Here is a 17,692-nt window from a genome sequence, read left to right as displayed (position 1 = left end):
CCCCTCACCGGTGGTCGCGCAGGAACGCGGGGATCTCCTCGCGGGTCGGGTGGTCCGGCAGGGGTGCGGGCTCGTCCTGGAGGAACGCGGTGATGACGGCGGCGGCCCGGTCGTCATTGTCGTCGAGCCCGTTCCACATGTGGTGTCCGACCCCGGGCATGTACTGCGTGCGCCGGACGGCGGGGGCGCCGGCGAGGACGGCTGTCGCCCACTGGCGGACCTGGGAGGAGCACTCGGCGATCATCAGCATCGCCGGGGTCCGGGAGCGCCGCAGTCCCGGGGCGACGGAGGGCGAGTCCTTGATCGTCTGCTGGACGCGGAGGCTGGCGGCGGCGTTGAAGGAGAAGTTCTCCGCCGTGTCCTCGGCCGGGATGCGGTGCGCGTCGCGCGCGCAGTAGCCGGCCGCGGTGTCGCCGCCCAGGTCGGCGGCGGTGAACGCGTTGGCGCCCTCGGCCTGCCCGATCAGCCCGGTGTCCGGGGTGAGGAGCCCGAGCCGCATGAGGCCGAACGCGACGGCGTACCGCGGGATGTGGGTCGACCGCGGTCCGGTCAGCGCCGGCGCGAGGCCGCGTGCGGACGGCCGGCCCTTGTGCCCGGCGATACGGGCGGTGGGGCCGTCCATCGGTCCCGGCTCGGCGATGACCGCCCGGTTCAGGCGTGCGGCGGTACGCGGGTCGGCCAAGGCTCGCGTGAGCACGGCCCCGCCCGAGGAGAACCCGAGGACGTCGACCCGGCCCCGGTCCAGTCGGTCGACGAAGGCGGCGAGGTCACGTACCGATCGGGAGATCGTGTACTGCCCCATGGGGAGCAGGCCGCTCCGTCCGCCGCCCGCCTGTTCGTAGGCGTAGACGTCGTGGCCCCGGCCCGCCAGGAGCCGCAGGAACCGGTGGTCGAGCACCGAGATGCCGCGGACCGGCCCGCCGTGGAGATAGACGAGCGGTACGGGGCGCCGGGGGCCGGTGTTCGTGGGCGGGTAGTGGTACACCGCGACCCGGCTGCCGGTGGCCAGGCCCCAGTGCTGCGTGGCCACGAACGGCAGGTCGGGCGGGAGTTGCCGGGCCGTGGGCGCGGTCGGGACGCAGACCGACGCCGTCAGCGCCGCCGCGACGGCCACCGGTACGAACGGCACGAGCCGCGCCGCCCCCGCCCGGGTGCGACGCCGGCCCCGCCACAGGGCGACGGCGGTCCCGGCTCCGAGGGCCATCAGCCAGGCGCCGAGCCCCGAGCCCGCCCCGTCCGTGAGGACGAGCGCCACGAGAAAGACGACGACCAGCGTCACGACGGCGGCCAGGGCCTGCAGTAAGCGGCCGGTGGAATGGGCGAGACGTATGACGGACGTGGGCACGACGAACCTCCGAAGTTTCCAAACGCTGTTTCAAAACGACGTTATCAGAGGAGGTAGGCTGCTCGTCGTGGGCAGTTTGTGATGGGTGGTCGTGATGGGTGGTTGTGATGAGTAGGCGTCGTGGGTAGGCCGAGGACGAACGACGCGACCGTCAGGGAGCGACTCGTGGAGTGCGCGACCGAGCTGCTGGCCACCCGCCCGCAGGAGTCGGTCACCGTCCGCGCCGTGGCCACGGCCGCCGAGACGTCGACGGCGGCGGTGTACTCCCTGTTCGGCGGCAAGGAAGGCCTGATCGGAGCGGTCCGCGACCGAGCCGTGGCCGGTCTCTTCCGGACCCTGACCGCGGTGCCGGCCTCGGTGGATCCCCTCACCGACATCTACGCGCTGGCCGTCGCGTACCGGCGATGGGGCGGCGAGCACAGCCACCTCTACGCGGTGCTGTTCGGCGGAGCGCAGTCCTTCGACCCGTCAGGGCCGGTCGGAGCCGGTGACCCGGTCGCGCCGCTCGTCTCGGCGATCGATCGCGCGGTGGCACAGTCCGCCCTCGACGGCGGAGCGGCGGAGATCGCCGTCTCGATCTGGGTGTCCCTGCACGGGCTGGTGACCCTCGAACTCGCCGGAGCCTTCGACGCCCGCACGGCCGACAGCGCCTTCCGGTCGACGATCCTCGCCACGCTGCGCGGCTGGGCGCCGCGTCCGGGGTCCGCCGCGAACTCCTGAACGGCAGGGGTGGACGGCCGGCGGACGGCTGCGCGGCCTGCGGCCGCCCGCACGGGAAGCGAGGGCGGAGGATGCGAACCGGCGCGCAGAGACCGACACTTCCCCCGAGCCTCACCTCACCTCACCTCGTCTCACCCCTGCCCGGGGCCGAGATCCGCGAGCGCGGCCCCCAGCCGACGCGCACCCTCGGTCAGCTCGGTGTGGTCGGCGGCGGCGAACCCGATACGCAGGTGGGCCGCCGTCGGCTCGGTGGCGAAGTAGCGGCTGCCGGCGCTCACGGCGACGCCGCGTTGCCGCGCGGCGCTCGTCAGTACGGTGTCGTCCACGCCGGCCGGCAGGCGGACCCACAGGTGGAGCCCGCCCGCGGGCACGGCGTTCAAGGCCACACCGGGCACTTCCCGGGCGAGCGCGGCGGCCAGCGTGGCACACCGCTCCCGGAGTGCCACGCCGAGAGACCGGACGTGCCGGTCCCAGGACGGCGAGCTGAGCACCTCCAGTGCGGCCTCCTGCAGCGGGCGGGTGACGAAGAAGTCGTCGACCAGGCGCACCGCCCGCATCCGCTCCATCACCGGCCCGCGAGCCACCAGCGCCCCGATCCGCAGGCTCGGCGCCGCGGGCTTGGTGAGTGAGGTCACGTGGACGACCGTGCCGTCGGGGTCGTCGGCGACCAGCGGTGGGGGCACCGGTCCGCCGTGTCCCAGGTGCCGCGCGAAATCGTCCTCGATCACGAACGCGCCCGAAGCGCGCGCCACATCGAGGATCTGGCTGCGCCGTTCGGGGGCCAGCACGGTGCCGGTCGGATTCTGGTACGTCGGCTGGCAGTACAGCAGCCGTGCGCCGGTCATCGCGAACGCGTCGGCCAGCAGGTCGGGCCGTACGCCGTCGGCGTCGAGCGGCACCGGCACCGGCCGCAGCCCTGCGGCGCGGGCGGCGGCCAGGGCCCGCGGATAGGTGGGCGACTCCACCAGAACCGGGCTGCCCGGCCCGGCGACGGCCCGGAACGCGATCGACAGGGCGCTCTGCCCGCCCGCGGTGACCAGCACGTCCTCCGCTGTCACGCTGCCGCCGACGATCCGGGCGAACACGGTACGCAGCGCCGTCAGGCCGCCGACCGGGGCGCGGTCCCAGGCGTCCGGCCGGCGTGCCGCCCGTGCCAGGGCCGCGCTCAGGGCCCGGGTGGGCTGGAGGGAGCGGTGCACGTAACCGCCGTCCAGGGCGATCGTCCCGGCCGGCGGCGGTCCGAGCGGTTCGGCGATCAGGCGGGTGTCGACGGCCCGGTCGGTGAGGGCGACGGTCTGCCAGGCCGTGTCGGCGGCAGTGACCTCGTCGCGGGGCCGGGTGCGCTGCGCCACGTACGTACCGCTGCCGGGGCGGGTCACCACCGCGCCCTCGGCGGCCAGCGCGGCGATGGCCCGCGCCACGGTCGCGGGGCCGACGCGGTACTCCTTGATCAGCTCCCGGCTGCTCGGCAGCCGGTCGCCGGGCGAAAGCCGGGAGAGCAGCGTACGGATGCTGTCGGCCAACTCCCCAGAAGTGCTACCGTCATTCATGAGGAACAAGAATAGCGCTACCGAACCCGCCCCGGAAGCACTTCACTTGGACGTGGCCGCCCTGCGGTCGGACACCCCGGGCTGTCGACAGGTCATCCACTTCAACAACGCGGGCTGCGGACTGCTGGCCGCCCCGGTCCTCGACGCGATGGTCGGCCATCTGAACCTCGAAGCACGCATCGGCGGCTACGAGGCGTCGGCCGCCCGGGCCGGCGAAGTCCGTGCGTTCTACGCGGAGATCGCCGCCCTCATCAACACCACGCCCGACAACATCGCCTTCGCGGGCAGCGCCACCCACGCCTACGCCAACGCCCTGTCGTCGATCCCGTTCGAGGCCGACGACGTCATCCTCACCACCCGCGACGACTTCATCTCCAACCAGATCGCCTTCCTGTCCCTGCGCAAGCGCTTCGGCGTACGCATCGTCCACGCGCCCGACGCACCCGAGGGCGGGGTCGATGTGGAGGCGATGGCCGCGCTGATGCGGAGCCTCCGCCCGCGCCTGGTGTCCGCCACCCATGTCCCGACCAACTCGGGCCTGGTCTCGCCGGTCGCCGAAATCGGCCGCCACTGCCGCGAACTGGACCTGCTCTACCTGGTCGACGCCTGCCAGTCGGTGGGCCAGTTCGTCATCGACGTGGAGGAGATCGGCTGCGACCTGCTCACCGCCACCTGCCGCAAGTTCATCCGCGGCCCCCGCGGATCCGGATTCCTGTACGTCTCCGATCGCGTCCTGCGCGCCGGCTACGAACCGCTGTTCATCGACATGCACGGCGCCCGCTGGACCGCGCCGGGCGACTACGAGCCGGTCGGGACGGCGGCCCGGTTCGAGGAGTGGGAGTTCCCCTACGCCACGGTGCTCGGCAGCGCAGCCGCGACGCGCTACGCCCGCAAGGTCGGCATCGAGGCCATCGAACAGCGCACCCCGGCCCTTGCGGCCCGCCTCCGCGACCGGCTCCGCCTCCTGCCCGGGGTACGCGTACTCGACCGCGGCCCGCGCCTCGCCGCGCTGGTCACCTTCGGCGTGGAGGGCTGGCAGCCGCACCCGTTCAAGGAGGCCATGGACGCCCGCGGCATCAACTCGGCCCTCAGCTTCCGCGAGTTCGCGCAGTTCGACTTCACGGACAAGGACGTCGAATGGTGCCTGCGCCTGTCGCCGCACTACTACAACACCGAGGAGGAGGTGGACCACGTCGCCGCCGCGGTCGCGGACCTCGTGGGCCGGGGGCGCTGATGACCGGGACGGAGGCCGTCAGCGCGGGGTTCGGGGAGGTCCGGTGCCCGACATGGTCTTTCCGGGCGGGGACATGATCTTTTGGGGCGGGTGAGGGCAGCGCCGGAGAGCCGTGCAGGCCATGCGCGTCGAAGGCCCCCGCAACGAGCTGCGGGGGCCTTCGACGTATGGCCCGAACAGGGGCCGCCGGCGCGTGATCGTGGCGCTGCCCCGCCTGCCGAGGCGGGCGCGGACGCGGCGACACTGCGGCGCCGCCACCGGGCAGGGTTGGCTCGCCGTCTTTGAACATCGCTCTCTCGTCGCGGTACGCGGCGAGCACCTCGCTGATGCCACCCTCCGGCTACCGCATGGCGTGAACCTTGCCTCAGTTGGCCCAGACGACCGGGCTGTCGCTGTAGGTGTCGCCTTCGTCGAATTCGGCGCCGGTGACGGGTGTGGTCTTCGTCGCGGCCAGCGAGCAGGTTTCGTAGGAGGCGCCCTTGGTGGTGAAGTCGCGGGGTGCGGTTTCGCGGTCGCACTTGCCCGGGATGTCGCCCATGAGGATGACGCCGGTGCCCGCGCCGCCTTCCAGTACGCCGTCGAGCTTGAGTGAGGCGTACGAGAGGTCGGTGCCGCCGACGTTCTCCACCTTCATCTTGATGAAGTAGGGCGTCATGCCTTTCGCCTTGTCGCCGAAGGCGGCCATGTCGGACTCGGCGCCCTTCTCGATGGCTGTGACGGTGACGGCGATGGTGCCCTGTTTGTCGCTCGTGTACCGGAACGGCACCACGGCCCGGTCGCCGACCTTGAGCTTGGTGCCCGGGGCGGTGACGTCACCCGCGGGGGCCTCTCCGCCGTTACCGCTGTCGCCGCTGTCGCCGCTGTCGCCGCTGTCGTCGGTCGGGCTCTCGCTGCTGGGTTCGGACGAGGCCGGGGCCGAAGCGGACGCCGATGCGGACGCGGCCGGAGTCTCCTTCGCGGCCGACTCGCCGTCGTCACCGTTGCAGGCCGAAAGTGCGAAACCCATGACGGCCAGAGAGGCCGCAGAAATTACCCGTCGCTTGTGCACTGTTTCCTCGCTGATATGAAGGCTGCCTCATATGGCAGTTCCGAGAACTGAGGCCCGTCCGGCAACGTCACCGGGAATGGCTCGGCCGGTCGGGTCAGAGCGTGGACGGGTTGGTGCAGGAGTTCAGCAGCGCACCGCGGTCGTAGTAGTGCGGCCACCGCATCTTCGCCCGCGTCTGGGGGCCGTAGACACCGTCCGCGCTGCCGGCGAGGTTGAGCCTGTTGATCTGCAGCCACTTCACCGCCTCGACCGTGCCGGTGCCGTAGTCGCCGTCGATACCACCGGAGTTGTGGATCCTCGCGGAGGCCCAGGTGCCGGGGTAGCAAATGGTGATGGCCTGCTGAAGGGCCTCGACCGCTGAGGAAGAACCCTGGAGGTAGCCCAGGTAGCAGGAGATTCCATTGCCCGAACGGGCCGGAATCTTGTAGTCGTTCTTCCCGCCGAGCGTGGGAACGTCACGCCATGAGGTGGTGTTGCAGGGCCCGTAGGCGGCGTGGGCCGGTGTAGTCATCACCGGGCTGGCCGTCAGGCCGGCGGCGACAAGGAGAGACAGCGCCCCCAGCGCTCCGATCCGCGTGCGGAGCGGCATGGATGCTCGTTGCATGGTTCAACCCTTCTGGTGCGTGGTTTCGTTTCGGAGAAGACGTCGGGCCGGCGTATGAGCCGCCTTGCCGGCACACGTGGGGGTAGGGCCGGTTCCGCACCGAGCATGCGGGCGCGGCCCGGCGGTCGGCCACAGCTGCCGCGGAAGTGGCCTCGTTCCGGGACGTCCCGCGTTCTGGCCTGCGGAGATGCCGACCGCCAAGTCCCCGCGGCGGGATCAACGGCACCGGAGGGACGGCCGGTTCCGCACCCGGGCGGAGGCCCGCCGGGCTGTCGCACGGGCTCCCTCCCTGCGTCACCCGTGGCAGCTGATGCAGAATGAGACCGACGTATGGAGGCCGCGCCTGCGGTCCGGAACGTGATGGGAAAAGCGTGCCCCGCTGGAAGGAACTGCCCGCGGAACTGCCCCCGCCCGTCCGTCAGCTGATCGTCCGGCTGCGCGGGCTGAAGGACCGCAGCGGACTCAGCTCGCGGCAACTGGCCGCACGGACCGGATACAGCGCGAAGTCGTGGCAGAGGTACCTGAACGGGAGGTCCCTGCCACCGCAGGAGGCCGTGGCGGCGATGTCCCGGGTCTGCGGCGAGGATCCGGTTCGCCTGCTGGCGCTTCACGAGATCGCCACCGAACGCTGGGGGGAGGGAGGGCAGCCCGCCGCCCGGGCGCCCGAGAGCCTGCCCGAACCTCCGGCGCGGGTCTCCGGGAAGCGGCAGCCGTACGGGCGCCACCTGCGCGCCGCGCTCACCGCGGCGGCCGTGGTCACCGTCCTCTCCACCTCTGCGGCCCTCCTGCTGGCCGTGCGGCTCACCGAGGCCCGTACCCAGCTCGCCCACGAGCGCGACGCCACCGCCGCGACCGCGCCGGCCACCGTGTCGGCGACTCTGGTCCCGGTCATCTACACCTGCCGCCTGGAGAGACGCGACGGCCGCTGGCACGCGGGGCTGAGCCCGACCGCGGATGTGCTTCTCTCCAACACCCAGGTGGGCCTCGAAGTGGCCGAGGCCCAGTGTCTGCTGAGCCGGGCGGGTACCGTTCCGGGGGACATCGACGGTGTTTTCGGACCGAAGACCCGGCGAGCGGTCGAGCACCTGCAGAAGAGGAACGGGCTGATCGTGAACGGAGTCATCGACCCGCCGACCTGGAATGCCCTGCGGCAGGCAGATCCGACGTGACCCCGGAACACGCCCGGCTGGTCGCGGCGTTGCGGGAGCTGCGGGCCGGTGCGGGGCTGAGCCTGGCCGCGCTGGCGGAGCGGACGGCGTACAGCAAGTCCTCCTGGGAGCGCTACCTCAACGGCAAGGCCCTGCCTCCACGCCAGGCCGTACAGGAGCTGTGCCGTCTCGCGGACCAACCGCAGGGGCGGCCGCTGGCCCTCTGGGAGATCGCCGAGTCACGCTGGAGCGGTCGCTCGGTGGCCACCCCCCAGCCCGCTCCCTCCTCTTCAACAGACTCTTCGACGGACTCTTCGGCAGAAGGTCCGCCGCCGCAGCCCGTGGAGGCCGCCACGACCGAAGGGCCTCGACGACGCCTCGGACGTTCCAGGCTCTTGGTGGTGCTGGCGTCGGCCTACAGCGTGATCGTCGGCGGTGTCGCCGTCGTGCTGCTCTTCCTGCTGCCGGACTCCGAGGCGTCCAGGGCCGAACCGTCCCCCTCCTCCGTCCCCTTCTCCTTCGCTCCGCTGTGCCACGGGGCCGCCTGCGAAGGGCGGGATCCGATGCGCTTGATCTGTGGCATCGGCCCCGACACCCTCGCCACGCACCGCACCGCCACCGGCGCCCATGTCGAACTGCGGCACAGTAAGAAGTGCGGGGCGAGCTGGGTACGGACCTGGGGGACCGAGATCGGCGACCAGGTGGACGTCACGGCGGACGGCCCGACCCACAGCGTGCGCATCGGGAACGCGGAGGACGCGGCGACCTTCGTCTACACCGGGATGACGGAGGCCACCGTCGGCGGCACCGTCCGGGCCTGCTTCCGGCCGGCCTCGGCCGACGGCGAGCAGGAGTGCTTCGAGGCCCGGGTGCCCGAGCCCTCCGCCGCGCCCCCCTCGCCCTCGGCGCAGCCGGGCTCCGAACGAGCCTGACGGCAGGGGAGCGGAGGGTTCCGAAGAGTCACGTCGAGACTGCGGATGAGAGCAAGAACGTCGAAGGCCCCCGCAGCGAGCTGCGGGGGCCTTCGACGTATTGCCCGGTGAGAGCAATGGCGGAGGATACGAGATTCGAACTCGTGAGGGGTTGCCCCCAACACGCTTTCCAAGCGTGCGCCCTAGGCCACTAGGCGAATCCTCCGCCGCAAACAATACAAGACGTTGGAGGGTGCTCGCGAACACGTTCCCCGGAGATCGTCCGGAGAGGGTCCGCAGGTCGTTCCGTGGGGGTGGGCGGGTGGACCGGAGGGGGTGGGGATCCGCTAAGGTGGGCGTCAGCCCCTCACGTGGCGCTATCTGACTGAACTCCCCCAGGGCCGGAAGGCAGCAAGGGTAGGTCGGCTCTGGCGGGTGCGTGGGGGGCCCTTGCGTTTCCGGGGGCCTTCAGCGGGCGGGTGAGCGGGCGACGTGGGTTCGGTTGTCAGTCGGCCCCGATAACCTCGTAGATGTGTCGTCCCTTGCGCTGTACCGCCGCTACCGCCCCGAGTCGTTCGCCGAGGTCATCGGTCAGGAGCATGTCACTGACCCGCTCCAGCAGGCCCTGCGGAACAACCGGGTCAATCACGCGTACCTGTTCAGCGGGCCGCGCGGCTGTGGAAAGACGACCAGTGCGCGCATCCTCGCCCGCTGTCTGAACTGCGAGCAGGGGCCCACGCCCACGCCCTGCGGGGAGTGCCAGTCCTGCCGGGACCTCGCGCGCAACGGGCCGGGGTCCATCGATGTGATCGAGATCGACGCCGCCTCGCACGGTGGTGTGGACGACGCCCGTGACCTGCGCGAGAAGGCGTTCTTCGGGCCCGCCTCCAGTCGTTACAAGATCTACATCATCGACGAGGCGCACATGGTCACCCCGGCGGGCTTCAACGCCCTGCTGAAGGTGGTCGAGGAGCCGCCGGAGCACCTCAAGTTCATCTTCGCGACGACCGAGCCCGAGAAGGTCATCGGGACGATCCGGTCGCGTACGCACCACTATCCGTTCCGGCTCGTTCCTCCCGGGACCCTCCGCAGCTATCTCGCCGATGTGTGCGGCCGGGAGAACAGCCCCGTCGAGGACGGCGTCCTGCCGCTCGTCGTGCGGGCCGGGGCCGGGTCCGTGCGTGACTCGATGTCCGTCATGGATCAGCTGCTGGCCGGTGCGGGCGACGACGGTGTGACGTATGCCATGGCCACCTCGCTCCTCGGGTACACCGACGGCTCGCTGCTCGACTCGATCATCGACGCCTTCGCCGCCGGTGACGGGGCCGCCGCCTTCGAGGTCGTGGACCGGGTCATCGAGGGCGGCAACGACCCGCGAAGGTTCGTGGCGGACCTGTTGGAGCGGCTGCGTGATCTGGTGATCCTCGCCGCCGTGCCGGACGCGGGGGAGAAGGGGCTCATCGACGCCCCCGCCGATGTTGTCGAGCGCATGCAGGCCCAGGCCTCCGTCTTCGGCGCCGCCGAGCTGAGCCGCGCCGCCGACCTGGTCAACGACGGGCTCACCGAGATGCGCGGGGCCACCTCGCCGCGCCTCCAGGTGGAGCTGATCTGCGCCCGGGTCCTGCTGCCCGCCGCCTACGACGACGAGCGGTCGCTGCAGGCCCGGCTCGACCGGCTGGAGCGCGGGGCCTCGGCCGCCGCTGCCGCCTCGTTCGCCGCTCCGCCCGCCGGCGCTGCTCCCATGGGGTATGTGCCGGGGCCCGAGGCGCACGCCCCGCAGGCCCATGCCCCCGTGGCCCCCGCCGGTCCGGATGTCGCCCGTGCCGCCGTACGGGGCGAGGCGCCCCCGGCCGTGACGCCCGCTCCGGCCGCTTACGCACCGCCTGCCCCTGCCCAGGCCCCCGCTCCACCCGCCCCCGAGCCCGCCCAGCGGCCCGGGTCCTGGCCCGCCGCCGCAGGAGCCGGAGCAGGAGCCGGAGCCGGGGACCAGGCCCGTCGCCCCGGCGGCTGGCCCACCGCGTCCGCCCCCGGCAGCGGCCCGGCCCCCGCCGCCACCCCGCCGCCCGCGGCCCCGGTCGCCCAGGCCCCGGCGGCCCCCGCGGCCCCGGCCGCGCCCGAGGGCGGCCAGAGCATGGCCCAGGGCGCCGCCCAGGTGCGGAACATGTGGCCCGACATCCTGGAGGCGGTCAAGAGCCGCCGCCGCTTCACCTGGATCCTGCTCAGCCAGAACGCCCAGGTCGCCGGGTTCGACGGCACGACGCTCCAGCTCGGCTTCCTCAACGCGGGCGCCCGCGACAACTTCGCGAGCAGCGGCAGCGAGGAGATCCTCAAGCAGGCCCTCGTCGAGCGCTTCAACGCCCAGTGGCGCATCGAAGCGGTCGTCGACCCCTCCGGTGGCGGCGGGACGCCCCCGCAGTCCGGCGGAGGCGGCGGACGCCCCGCCCCGCAGTACCAGCCCGCCCCGGCCGCACCGGCGGCCCCGGTCGCGTACGAGCCCCGGCCCCAGCACGCGCCCCCGCCGCAGCAGTCCTCCGCCCCGCAGCAGGGGCACGCCCCGTCCGCCCAGCAGTCGCCGCCCTCCTCCGCGCCGCCGCAGGGCCGGGAGGCCGCGCCCGCCCCCGAGGCCTCCCACAGTTCGTACGGGGCGGAGCCGCCGCGATCCGTCGCCCCCGAGGACGACACCCCGGAGGCCGACGACCCGGATCTCGTCGACTCCGCCCTCTCCGGCCACGAGCTGATCGTCCGCGAGCTGGGCGCCACCGTGGTCGAGGAGTTCCCGAACGAGCAGTGAGGTGGTGGTCGGGGTCCCCGGCGGGCGGTGAGCCGGTGGGCCGCCACGTGAGGCGGTGGTCCTGGGCGCGTGAGGCCGTGGCCGGGCGCATGAGCCGGTGGCCGGGTCGTGGTGGCCCGACGCGATGAGCCGTGGCGGCCCGGCCCCGACGGGAGCGACGAGCCGTGAGGCGGCGGCGGCCCGGCCCCGACGGGTGGTGAGACGGTGGGCGGGCCGCGGGCGGCCCGATCACCGGCATGGGCCGTGAGGCCGTGGTGCCCGTCCACGGACCGGCGGCCGTCGGGGCTCCCCGCGCCCGGCGGCTAGGCTGCACCCCGTGAAGGTCCTCGTCATCGGCGGCGGCGCCCGCGAACACGCCCTGTGCCGCTCTCTGTCCCTCGACCCCGATGTCACCGCTCTGTACTGCGCTCCCGGCAACGCCGGCATCGCAGAGGTGGCCGAACTGCACCCGGTCGACGCGCTCGACGGTGACGCCGTCGCGCGCCTCGCGACCGAGCTGGGCGCCGGGCTGGTGGTCGTCGGCCCGGAGGCGCCGCTCGTCGCCGGGGTCGCCGACGCCGTGCGCGCGGCCGGCATCCCCTGCTTCGGCCCGTCCGGTGAAGCCGCGCAGCTGGAAGGCTCCAAGGCGTTCGCCAAGGACGTCATGGCAGGCGCCGGGGTCCCCACCGCCCGCAGCTACGTCTGCACCACCCCCGCGGAGATCGACGAGGCCCTCGACGCCTTCGGCGCCCCGTACGTCGTCAAGGACGACGGCCTCGCGGCGGGCAAGGGCGTCGTCGTCACCGAGGACGTGGCCGTGGCCCGCGCCCACGCGCTGTCCTGCGACCGCGTGGTCATCGAGGAGTTCCTCGACGGCCCCGAGGTCAGCCTCTTCGCGATCACCGACGGCACCACCGTGCTGCCGCTCCAGCCCGCCCAGGACTTCAAGCGCGCCCTGGACGGCGACGAGGGCCCGAACACCGGCGGCATGGGCGCCTACTCCCCGCTCCCGTGGGCCGACCCCAAGCTGGTCGACGAGGTCCTCGAAACCGTCCTCCAGCCGACCGTCGACGAGCTGCGCCGCCGGGGCACGCCCTTCTCCGGGCTGCTCTACGCGGGCCTCGCGATCACCTCGCGCGGTGTGCGGGTCATCGAGTTCAACGCCCGCTTCGGCGACCCGGAGACCCAGGTCGTGCTGGCCCGGCTGAAGACCCCGCTCGCCGGCGTCCTGCTCGCCTCCGCCAACGGCACCCTCGACGTCCTCCCGCCGCTGAACTGGCGCGACGACGCGGCCGTCACCGTGGTCATCGCCTCGCACAACTACCCGGACACCCCGCGCACCGGCGACCCGATCGACGGGCTCGCGGACGTCGCGGCGCAGGATGGACCCGACGCGTACGTCCTGCACGCCGGGACCCGCGCCGAGGGCGACGCGGTGCTCAGCGCGGGCGGCCGGGTGCTCTCGGTGACCGCGACCGGCAAGGACCTCACGGCGGCCCGGGAACGCGCCTACACCGCGCTCGGCCGGATCCGCCTGGACGGCTCCCAGCACCGTACGGACATCGCCCTCAAGGCCTCCCGGGGCTGACCCGCCGACGTACGAGGGTTTCGTCGCAGCCCCTCCGCCCGCCCCCGTACGCCACCGGCGTACGCGGCAGGCGTGAGGGGCTGCCCCCTGTCCGCGCCCGCCCCGGCCGGCTGCTTGCCCATGGGCGCGAACACGTCAGCAGCTTTACCCAAAGCCATTCCATCGGGTGACGACTGGGCCATCCGGATGACGGTCGCCGGAGCCCCAACTAGGGTGCGGCGCAAGCGTTCCGGCACTTGGCCCACCGGCATTGCGATGTCGGTGACGGGTGCCACAGTGGGGGAGTGAGCAACACCGTCGAGGGGCAGAGGGGGTGACGTCCGGCCGTGTCCGGTATCGATGTGGGTGAGGAGCTGGGTGCGCGGGCCGCACAGGCCCGAGCGCTCTCCCTGCTGCGGATCCGCAGCAGGGCACTGGCCGTGGCGATCCTGCCCGCGGCCGTCGCCGTCGTGCTGTTCGCGGCGGGCGCGCAGGGCCACCTGGCCGGTCCGGCCTGGGACGCCGTGCGCTGGACGGTGCTCGGCGTCGCGGTCGTCGTGCTGCTGGTGACCGTCCTGGTCGCCGTCTCCGTGGCCCGGGCACGGCCCGCCATGAGCCCGACCGTCCCCGTGCCGGAGGAAGGGGCCCCCGACCTCTACCGCCTGGTCCGGGACCTGGCCGACCGGCTCGACGTGCCCGCGCCCTCGGCCATAGCGCTGACCCCGGACTGCGACAGCTGGCTGGAGGACCGCACCCACCGCGCGCTCCGGCGGGGCCGGCGGACCCCGGCGGAGGGCGGGTCCGGGGCCGGGTCCGGGGCCGGGGACACCGCACCCGTCCTGGTCATCGGCTCGCCGTTCCTGTGGTGGATGCGGGTCGCCGAGCTCCGCGCGGTCCTGGCCCCCGTGGTGGCGGGCACCGGCCCGTCCGCGCACCCCGACATAGCCGCCGCCCGCCGTTTCGTACGCGGCCTGGACGCGGCGATCGCCGATGCCGCCGCCCCCGGCCGGGGCGCGGTGCGCGGGGCGCCGCTCGCCTTCGCCGGCTGGGTCGCCCGGCTGCTGCTGCGGGCCTGCCGGGACCATGCCGCCGAGATGGAGCGCTGTGTGGCCGCGGCCGCGTCCATGCGGGCCCAGACGGTCGACTACGGGCTGCGCATCGCCGCCCAGGAACAGGTCGGCCTCGCCTATGCCGGCTGGGACCGGCTGCTGACCCGGGTGGCGCTGCCCGCCTGGCGGATGGGCCGCTGGCCCTCCCGGCTGGACGCCGGGGTCGTCTCCGCGCTCACCGAGCTCTCCCGCCGGGACCGGCTGGCCGACGGCTTCGCCCTGCGCCTGGGCGAGCGGCCCGCGTGCGACCTGCTGGAGGAGCCCGGGGCGGCCGACGAGGCGGCGTCCCTGCTCGCCGCCCGGCTCTTCCACGGCGGCCCCGCCGAGAGCGGTCCGGACTGGGCGCCGGTGGACTGGCAGCAGTATCCCGACGAGGTCGTCGACCGGAAGTGGCGTACGGAAGCGGCCCGGCTGCACCGGGTCCTGGACACCCTGGGCGTCCCCCGGGCCGCCGTCGGCGACCCGGACGTCCCCACCCTGGCCCGGGTCATGGAGCATCTGTCCGGTCCCGGCGGGCCCGGCGGTCCGGGCGAGGAGCTCGCGGCGTGCATCGGCGCCGCGGTCGCCCGCGAGGAGGCCGGGCGCCCGGGACACGGCGGCCCCGGGCACGACGGTCAGGGGCACGGCGGTTCGGGTCCGGCCGGCCCCGACTCCGGCGCGGCCGAGGACCCCCTCGACCTCTGGGGGCCGGGACCGCTGCCCCTCTTCCCGCTCCAGCCGCCGCGTACGGGCACCGAGCTGCTCGCCGACCACGTCGCCGCCATGGTCTGCTGCGCGGCCGTGGACACGGCGGGCGCGGCCCCCGGCCTGGACTGGCTGGACGGCCCCGCGCTGCTCGTCGGCGGCGAACGCCGGGCGGACCTCGCGGCCCCGGTCCTCAGCCTGGTCGAGGACGGCGACCCGGACCCGCTGCTGTCCTGGCTCGCCGAGGTGGGCGTGCGCTCCGACAAACCGGTCCGGCTGGTGTGAACCGCGCAGCCGTACCGAAGCGCCCGAGCCGTACCGGGGCGCCCGCAGCACGGAGCACGAGCACGGAGTCCGGAATTCGGAAGGAAAGGTTCCGTTCCCGTCAATTCGCGACGAAGGGTGACGGGGTGCATGCGTTATGTGATGTGCTGGGGATCGGCGCTGACACTCGGCGCACCAGAGTTGTCCGAAGGGTCCACGGAGTCGTCCGGCTCCGGGGGATCCGAGGGAGGGGCGCGACATGGGGGCGGAGCAGATTCGCCGGTGGGAGTCGGGTGCCCTCGCGCACGCGGTGAGCGATCCCTTCGGGCAGGGCCCGCTGCCCTGGCTGCGCGGCAGTGAGAACTACTTCGACGACACCGGCCAGGTCGTCCCCTGGTACGCCGACCTCGCCCGCTCCACCGGCGGCGGCACCCGTACCGCCGACGACGTGCACCGTCAGATCAAGGGCTTCGTCTCGCCCGGCGCCGCGGCCCCCGGCGAGGCCATCGACTTCCACATCACCGTGGACCCGCCCCAGCAGTTCTCCGTCGACGTCTACCGGATCGGTCATTACGGCGGCGACGGCGCGGCCAAGATCACCACGAGCCCGCGGCTCTCCGGCATCGTCCAGCCCCCGCCGCTCGCCGCCGACCGGACCGTCTCCTGCCACCACTGGTGGATGTCCTGGCGGCTCCAGATCCCGAGCTACTGGTCGGTCGGCGCGTATGTGGCCGTCCTGACCACCGCCGACGGCTACCGCTCGCACATCCCCTTCACCGTCCGCCACGACCACCCCGCCGACCTGCTGCTCCTGCTGCCCGACATCACCTGGCAGGCGTACAACCTCTACCCGGAGGACGGCCGCACCGGCGCCAGCCTCTACCACGCGTGGGACGAGCGGGGGCGGCTGCTCGGCGAGGAGGACGCCGCCGTCACGATCTCCTTCGACCGCCCGTACGCCGGATCGGGCCTGCCGCTGCACGTGGGACACGCGTACGACTTCATCCGCTGGGCCGAGCGGTACGGCTACGACCTCGCCTACGCCGACGCCCGCGACCTGCACGCGGGCCGCGTCGACCCCAGCCGCTACCGGGGCCTGGTCTTCCCCGGCCACGACGAGTACTGGTCGCTGCCGATGCGCCGGGCCGCCGAGCGCGCCCGGGACTCCGGCACCTCGCTCGTCTTCCTCTCCGCCAACACCATGTACTGGCAGGTGGGCCTCGCCCCGTCCGCCTCCGGCGAGGCGGACCGGCTGCTGACCTGCCGCAAACGCCGGGGGCCCGGGAAGTCCGCCCTGTGGCGCGAAGTGGACCGGCCCGAGCAGCAGCTCCTGGGCATCCAGTACGCGGGCCGGGTGCCCGAGCCCCGCCCGCTGGTCGTGCGCAACGCCGAGCACTGGCTCTGGGACGCCACGGGCGCGGTCGAGGGCGACGAGATCCCGGGCCTGGTCGCCGGTGAGGCCGACCGCTACTTCCCACGCACCAGCCTGCCCGAGCACGACACCAGGATCCTGCTCGCCCACTCCCCGTACGAGGACTCCGAGGGAGCCACCCGCCACCAGGAGACCTCGCTCTACCAGGCCCCCTCCGGCGCACTCGTCTTCGCCTCCGGCACCTTCGCCTGGTCCCCGGCCCTGGACCGCCCCGGCCACACGGACCCCCGGATCCAGCGGGCCACGGCCAACCTCCTCGACCGGATCTGCAAGCGCGACTGACCGGCGCGACGGCATCGGGGCCGGGCCCGGCGCGCGCTCCGCGTCCCGCGTACGGGACAATCGGAACCGCTCCTGGATCAATCTACGCGGAGGCACCGTGTCCGGTTTTGTAGAAAAGCCCGAGCCCGTCGAGGTTCCGGGCCTCACCCACCTGCACACCGGCAAGGTGCGTGACCTGTACCGGAACGAGGCGGGCGACCTCGTCATGGTCGCCAGCGACCGTATCTCCGCGTACGACTGGGTCCTGCCCACCGAGATCCCCGACAAGGGCCGCGTCCTCACCCGGCTCTCGCTCTGGTGGTTCGACCAGCTCGCCGACCTGGTGCCCAACCACGTCATCTCCACCGAGCTGCCCCCGGGCGCCCCGGCCGACTGGGCGGGCCGCACCCTCATCTGTACGTCGCTGCGCATGGTCGAGGTCGAGTGCGTGGCCCGCGGCTATCTGACCGGCTCCGGGCTGGTCGAGTACGACGCCACCCGTACGGTCTGCGGCATCGGTCTTCCCGAGGGTCTGGTCAACGGATCCGAGCTGCCCGGCCCGATCTTCACCCCGGCCACCAAGGCGGCCGTCGGCGAGCACGACGAGAACGTCAGTTACGAGGACATCGCCCGCTCCGTCGGTGTGGAGACGGCGGCCGAGCTGCGGCGCACGACGCTCGACGTCTACCGCCGGGCCCGGGACATCGCGCACGAGCGCGGCATCATCCTGGCCGACACCAAGTTCGAGTTCGGCTTCGAGACCACCGAGGACGGGACCGAGCGGCTGATCATCGCCGACGAGGTGCTGACCCCGGACTCCTCCCGCTTCTGGCCCGCCGCCACCTGGCAGCCCGGCCGCGCGCAGCCCAGCTTCGACAAGCAGTTCGTGCGCGACTGGCTGACCTCGCCGGCCTCCGGCTGGGACCGCAAGAGCGAGCAGCCGCCCCCGGCGCTGCCGCAGGAGATCGTGGACGCGACCCGCGCCAAGTACATCGAGGCGTACGAGGTGCTGACCGGCACCAACTGGTCGTAGCCGACGGGGATA

At 73.2% G+C, this 17,692-nt stretch carries 13 protein-coding genes, 1 tRNA gene and 1 other RNA gene; 10 read left to right on the top strand and 5 right to left on the bottom strand.

From position 1 onward, the window contains the following. Positions 1 to 4 precede the first annotated feature (4 nt). Complete coding sequence (locus tag ACSMXR_RS17280) at positions 5 to 1,345, bottom strand: alpha/beta fold hydrolase (protein WP_473172268.1); 1,341 nt, start codon at positions 1,343 to 1,345, stop codon at positions 5 to 7. A 120-nt stretch (positions 1,346 to 1,465) separates the two neighbouring features. On the opposite strand from ACSMXR_RS17280, the gene ACSMXR_RS17275 reads away from it, so the two are divergent. Next, positions 1,466 to 2,065 carry a TetR-like C-terminal domain-containing protein gene (locus tag ACSMXR_RS17275; protein WP_473172267.1) on the top strand — a complete coding sequence of 200 codons (600 nt, stop codon included), beginning with the start codon at positions 1,466 to 1,468 and terminating at the stop codon, positions 2,063 to 2,065. Between the two features lie 131 nt (positions 2,066 to 2,196). Here the strand turns inward: ACSMXR_RS17275 and ACSMXR_RS17270 are convergent, their stop codons facing one another. Further along, positions 2,197 to 3,615 carry an aminotransferase-like domain-containing protein gene (locus ACSMXR_RS17270; protein ID WP_473172266.1) on the bottom strand — a complete coding sequence of 473 codons (1,419 nt, stop codon included), beginning with the start codon at positions 3,613 to 3,615 and terminating at the stop codon, positions 2,197 to 2,199. 52 nt (positions 3,616 to 3,667) lie between these two features. Here ACSMXR_RS17270 and ACSMXR_RS17265 point away from each other — a divergent pair, with 52 nt between their 5' ends. Further along, on the top strand, positions 3,668 to 4,849 hold the full coding sequence (locus ACSMXR_RS17265) for an aminotransferase class V-fold PLP-dependent enzyme (protein ID WP_473172392.1): 1,182 nt from the start codon (positions 3,668 to 3,670) through the stop codon (positions 4,847 to 4,849). A gap of 364 nt (positions 4,850 to 5,213) precedes the next feature. Here ACSMXR_RS17265 and ACSMXR_RS17260 read toward each other — a convergent pair whose 3' ends face one another. After that, positions 5,214 to 5,855, bottom strand: coding sequence for a hypothetical protein (locus ACSMXR_RS17260; protein WP_473172265.1), 642 nt, complete (start codon positions 5,853 to 5,855; stop codon positions 5,214 to 5,216). 136 nt (positions 5,856 to 5,991) lie between these two features. Beyond that, positions 5,992 to 6,501, bottom strand: a complete 510-nt coding sequence (locus ACSMXR_RS17255; RefSeq protein ID WP_381792001.1) for a peptidoglycan-binding domain-containing protein — start codon at positions 6,499 to 6,501, stop codon at positions 5,992 to 5,994. A 371-nt stretch (positions 6,502 to 6,872) separates the two neighbouring features. Between ACSMXR_RS17255 and ACSMXR_RS17250 the strand changes: the two genes are divergently transcribed. Together ACSMXR_RS17250 and ACSMXR_RS17245 are read left to right on the top strand one after the other, a co-directional pair. Beyond that, on the top strand, positions 6,873 to 7,670 hold the full coding sequence (locus ACSMXR_RS17250) for a peptidoglycan-binding protein (protein ID WP_381847201.1): 798 nt from the start codon (positions 6,873 to 6,875) through the stop codon (positions 7,668 to 7,670). Further along, positions 7,667 to 8,581 (top strand): helix-turn-helix domain-containing protein, encoded by a 915-nt coding sequence (locus tag ACSMXR_RS17245; RefSeq protein ID WP_473172264.1) that lies wholly within the window; start codon positions 7,667 to 7,669, stop codon positions 8,579 to 8,581. Before ACSMXR_RS17250 ends, ACSMXR_RS17245 begins: the two co-directional genes overlap by 4 nt. A gap of 117 nt (positions 8,582 to 8,698) precedes the next feature. On the opposite strand, the gene ACSMXR_RS17240 is transcribed toward ACSMXR_RS17245, so the two are convergent. Beyond that, positions 8,699 to 8,786 (bottom strand) — tRNA-Ser (locus tag ACSMXR_RS17240). A gap of 133 nt (positions 8,787 to 8,919) precedes the next feature. Here ACSMXR_RS17240 and ffs point away from each other — a divergent pair. The 6 genes from ffs to ACSMXR_RS17210 all read left to right on the top strand — a co-directional run bounded on the left by ffs (position 8,920) and on the right by ACSMXR_RS17210 (position 17,680). Further along, positions 8,920 to 9,014: signal recognition particle sRNA small type (gene ffs, locus ACSMXR_RS17235), an RNA gene on the top strand. Positions 9,015 to 9,092: 78 nt separating this feature from the next. Next, positions 9,093 to 11,351: a DNA polymerase III subunit gamma and tau gene (locus ACSMXR_RS17230; protein WP_473172263.1), complete on the top strand. Its 2,259-nt coding sequence runs from the start codon at positions 9,093 to 9,095 to the stop codon at positions 11,349 to 11,351. 316 nt (positions 11,352 to 11,667) lie between these two features. Further along, complete coding sequence (purD, locus tag ACSMXR_RS17225) at positions 11,668 to 12,918, top strand: phosphoribosylamine--glycine ligase (protein WP_381792013.1); 1,251 nt, start codon at positions 11,668 to 11,670, stop codon at positions 12,916 to 12,918. Between the two features lie 326 nt (positions 12,919 to 13,244). Next, positions 13,245 to 14,975: a hypothetical protein gene (locus ACSMXR_RS17220; protein ID WP_473172262.1), complete on the top strand. Its 1,731-nt coding sequence runs from the start codon at positions 13,245 to 13,247 to the stop codon at positions 14,973 to 14,975. 238 nt (positions 14,976 to 15,213) lie between these two features. Then, a complete protein-coding gene (locus ACSMXR_RS17215) occupies positions 15,214 to 16,668 on the top strand; it encodes a N,N-dimethylformamidase beta subunit family domain-containing protein (RefSeq protein ID WP_137235407.1) in 1,455 nt (484 codons plus the stop codon). A 97-nt stretch (positions 16,669 to 16,765) separates the two neighbouring features. Beyond that, entirely contained in the window at positions 16,766 to 17,680 is a 915-nt protein-coding gene (locus tag ACSMXR_RS17210) for a phosphoribosylaminoimidazolesuccinocarboxamide synthase (RefSeq protein ID WP_137235408.1), read from the top strand. Positions 17,681 to 17,692 lie beyond the last annotated feature (12 nt).

It is taken from the genome of Streptomyces sp. DSM 106670, assembly GCF_055792845.1.
This window is presented reverse-complemented; position numbering and strand designations above follow the sequence as displayed.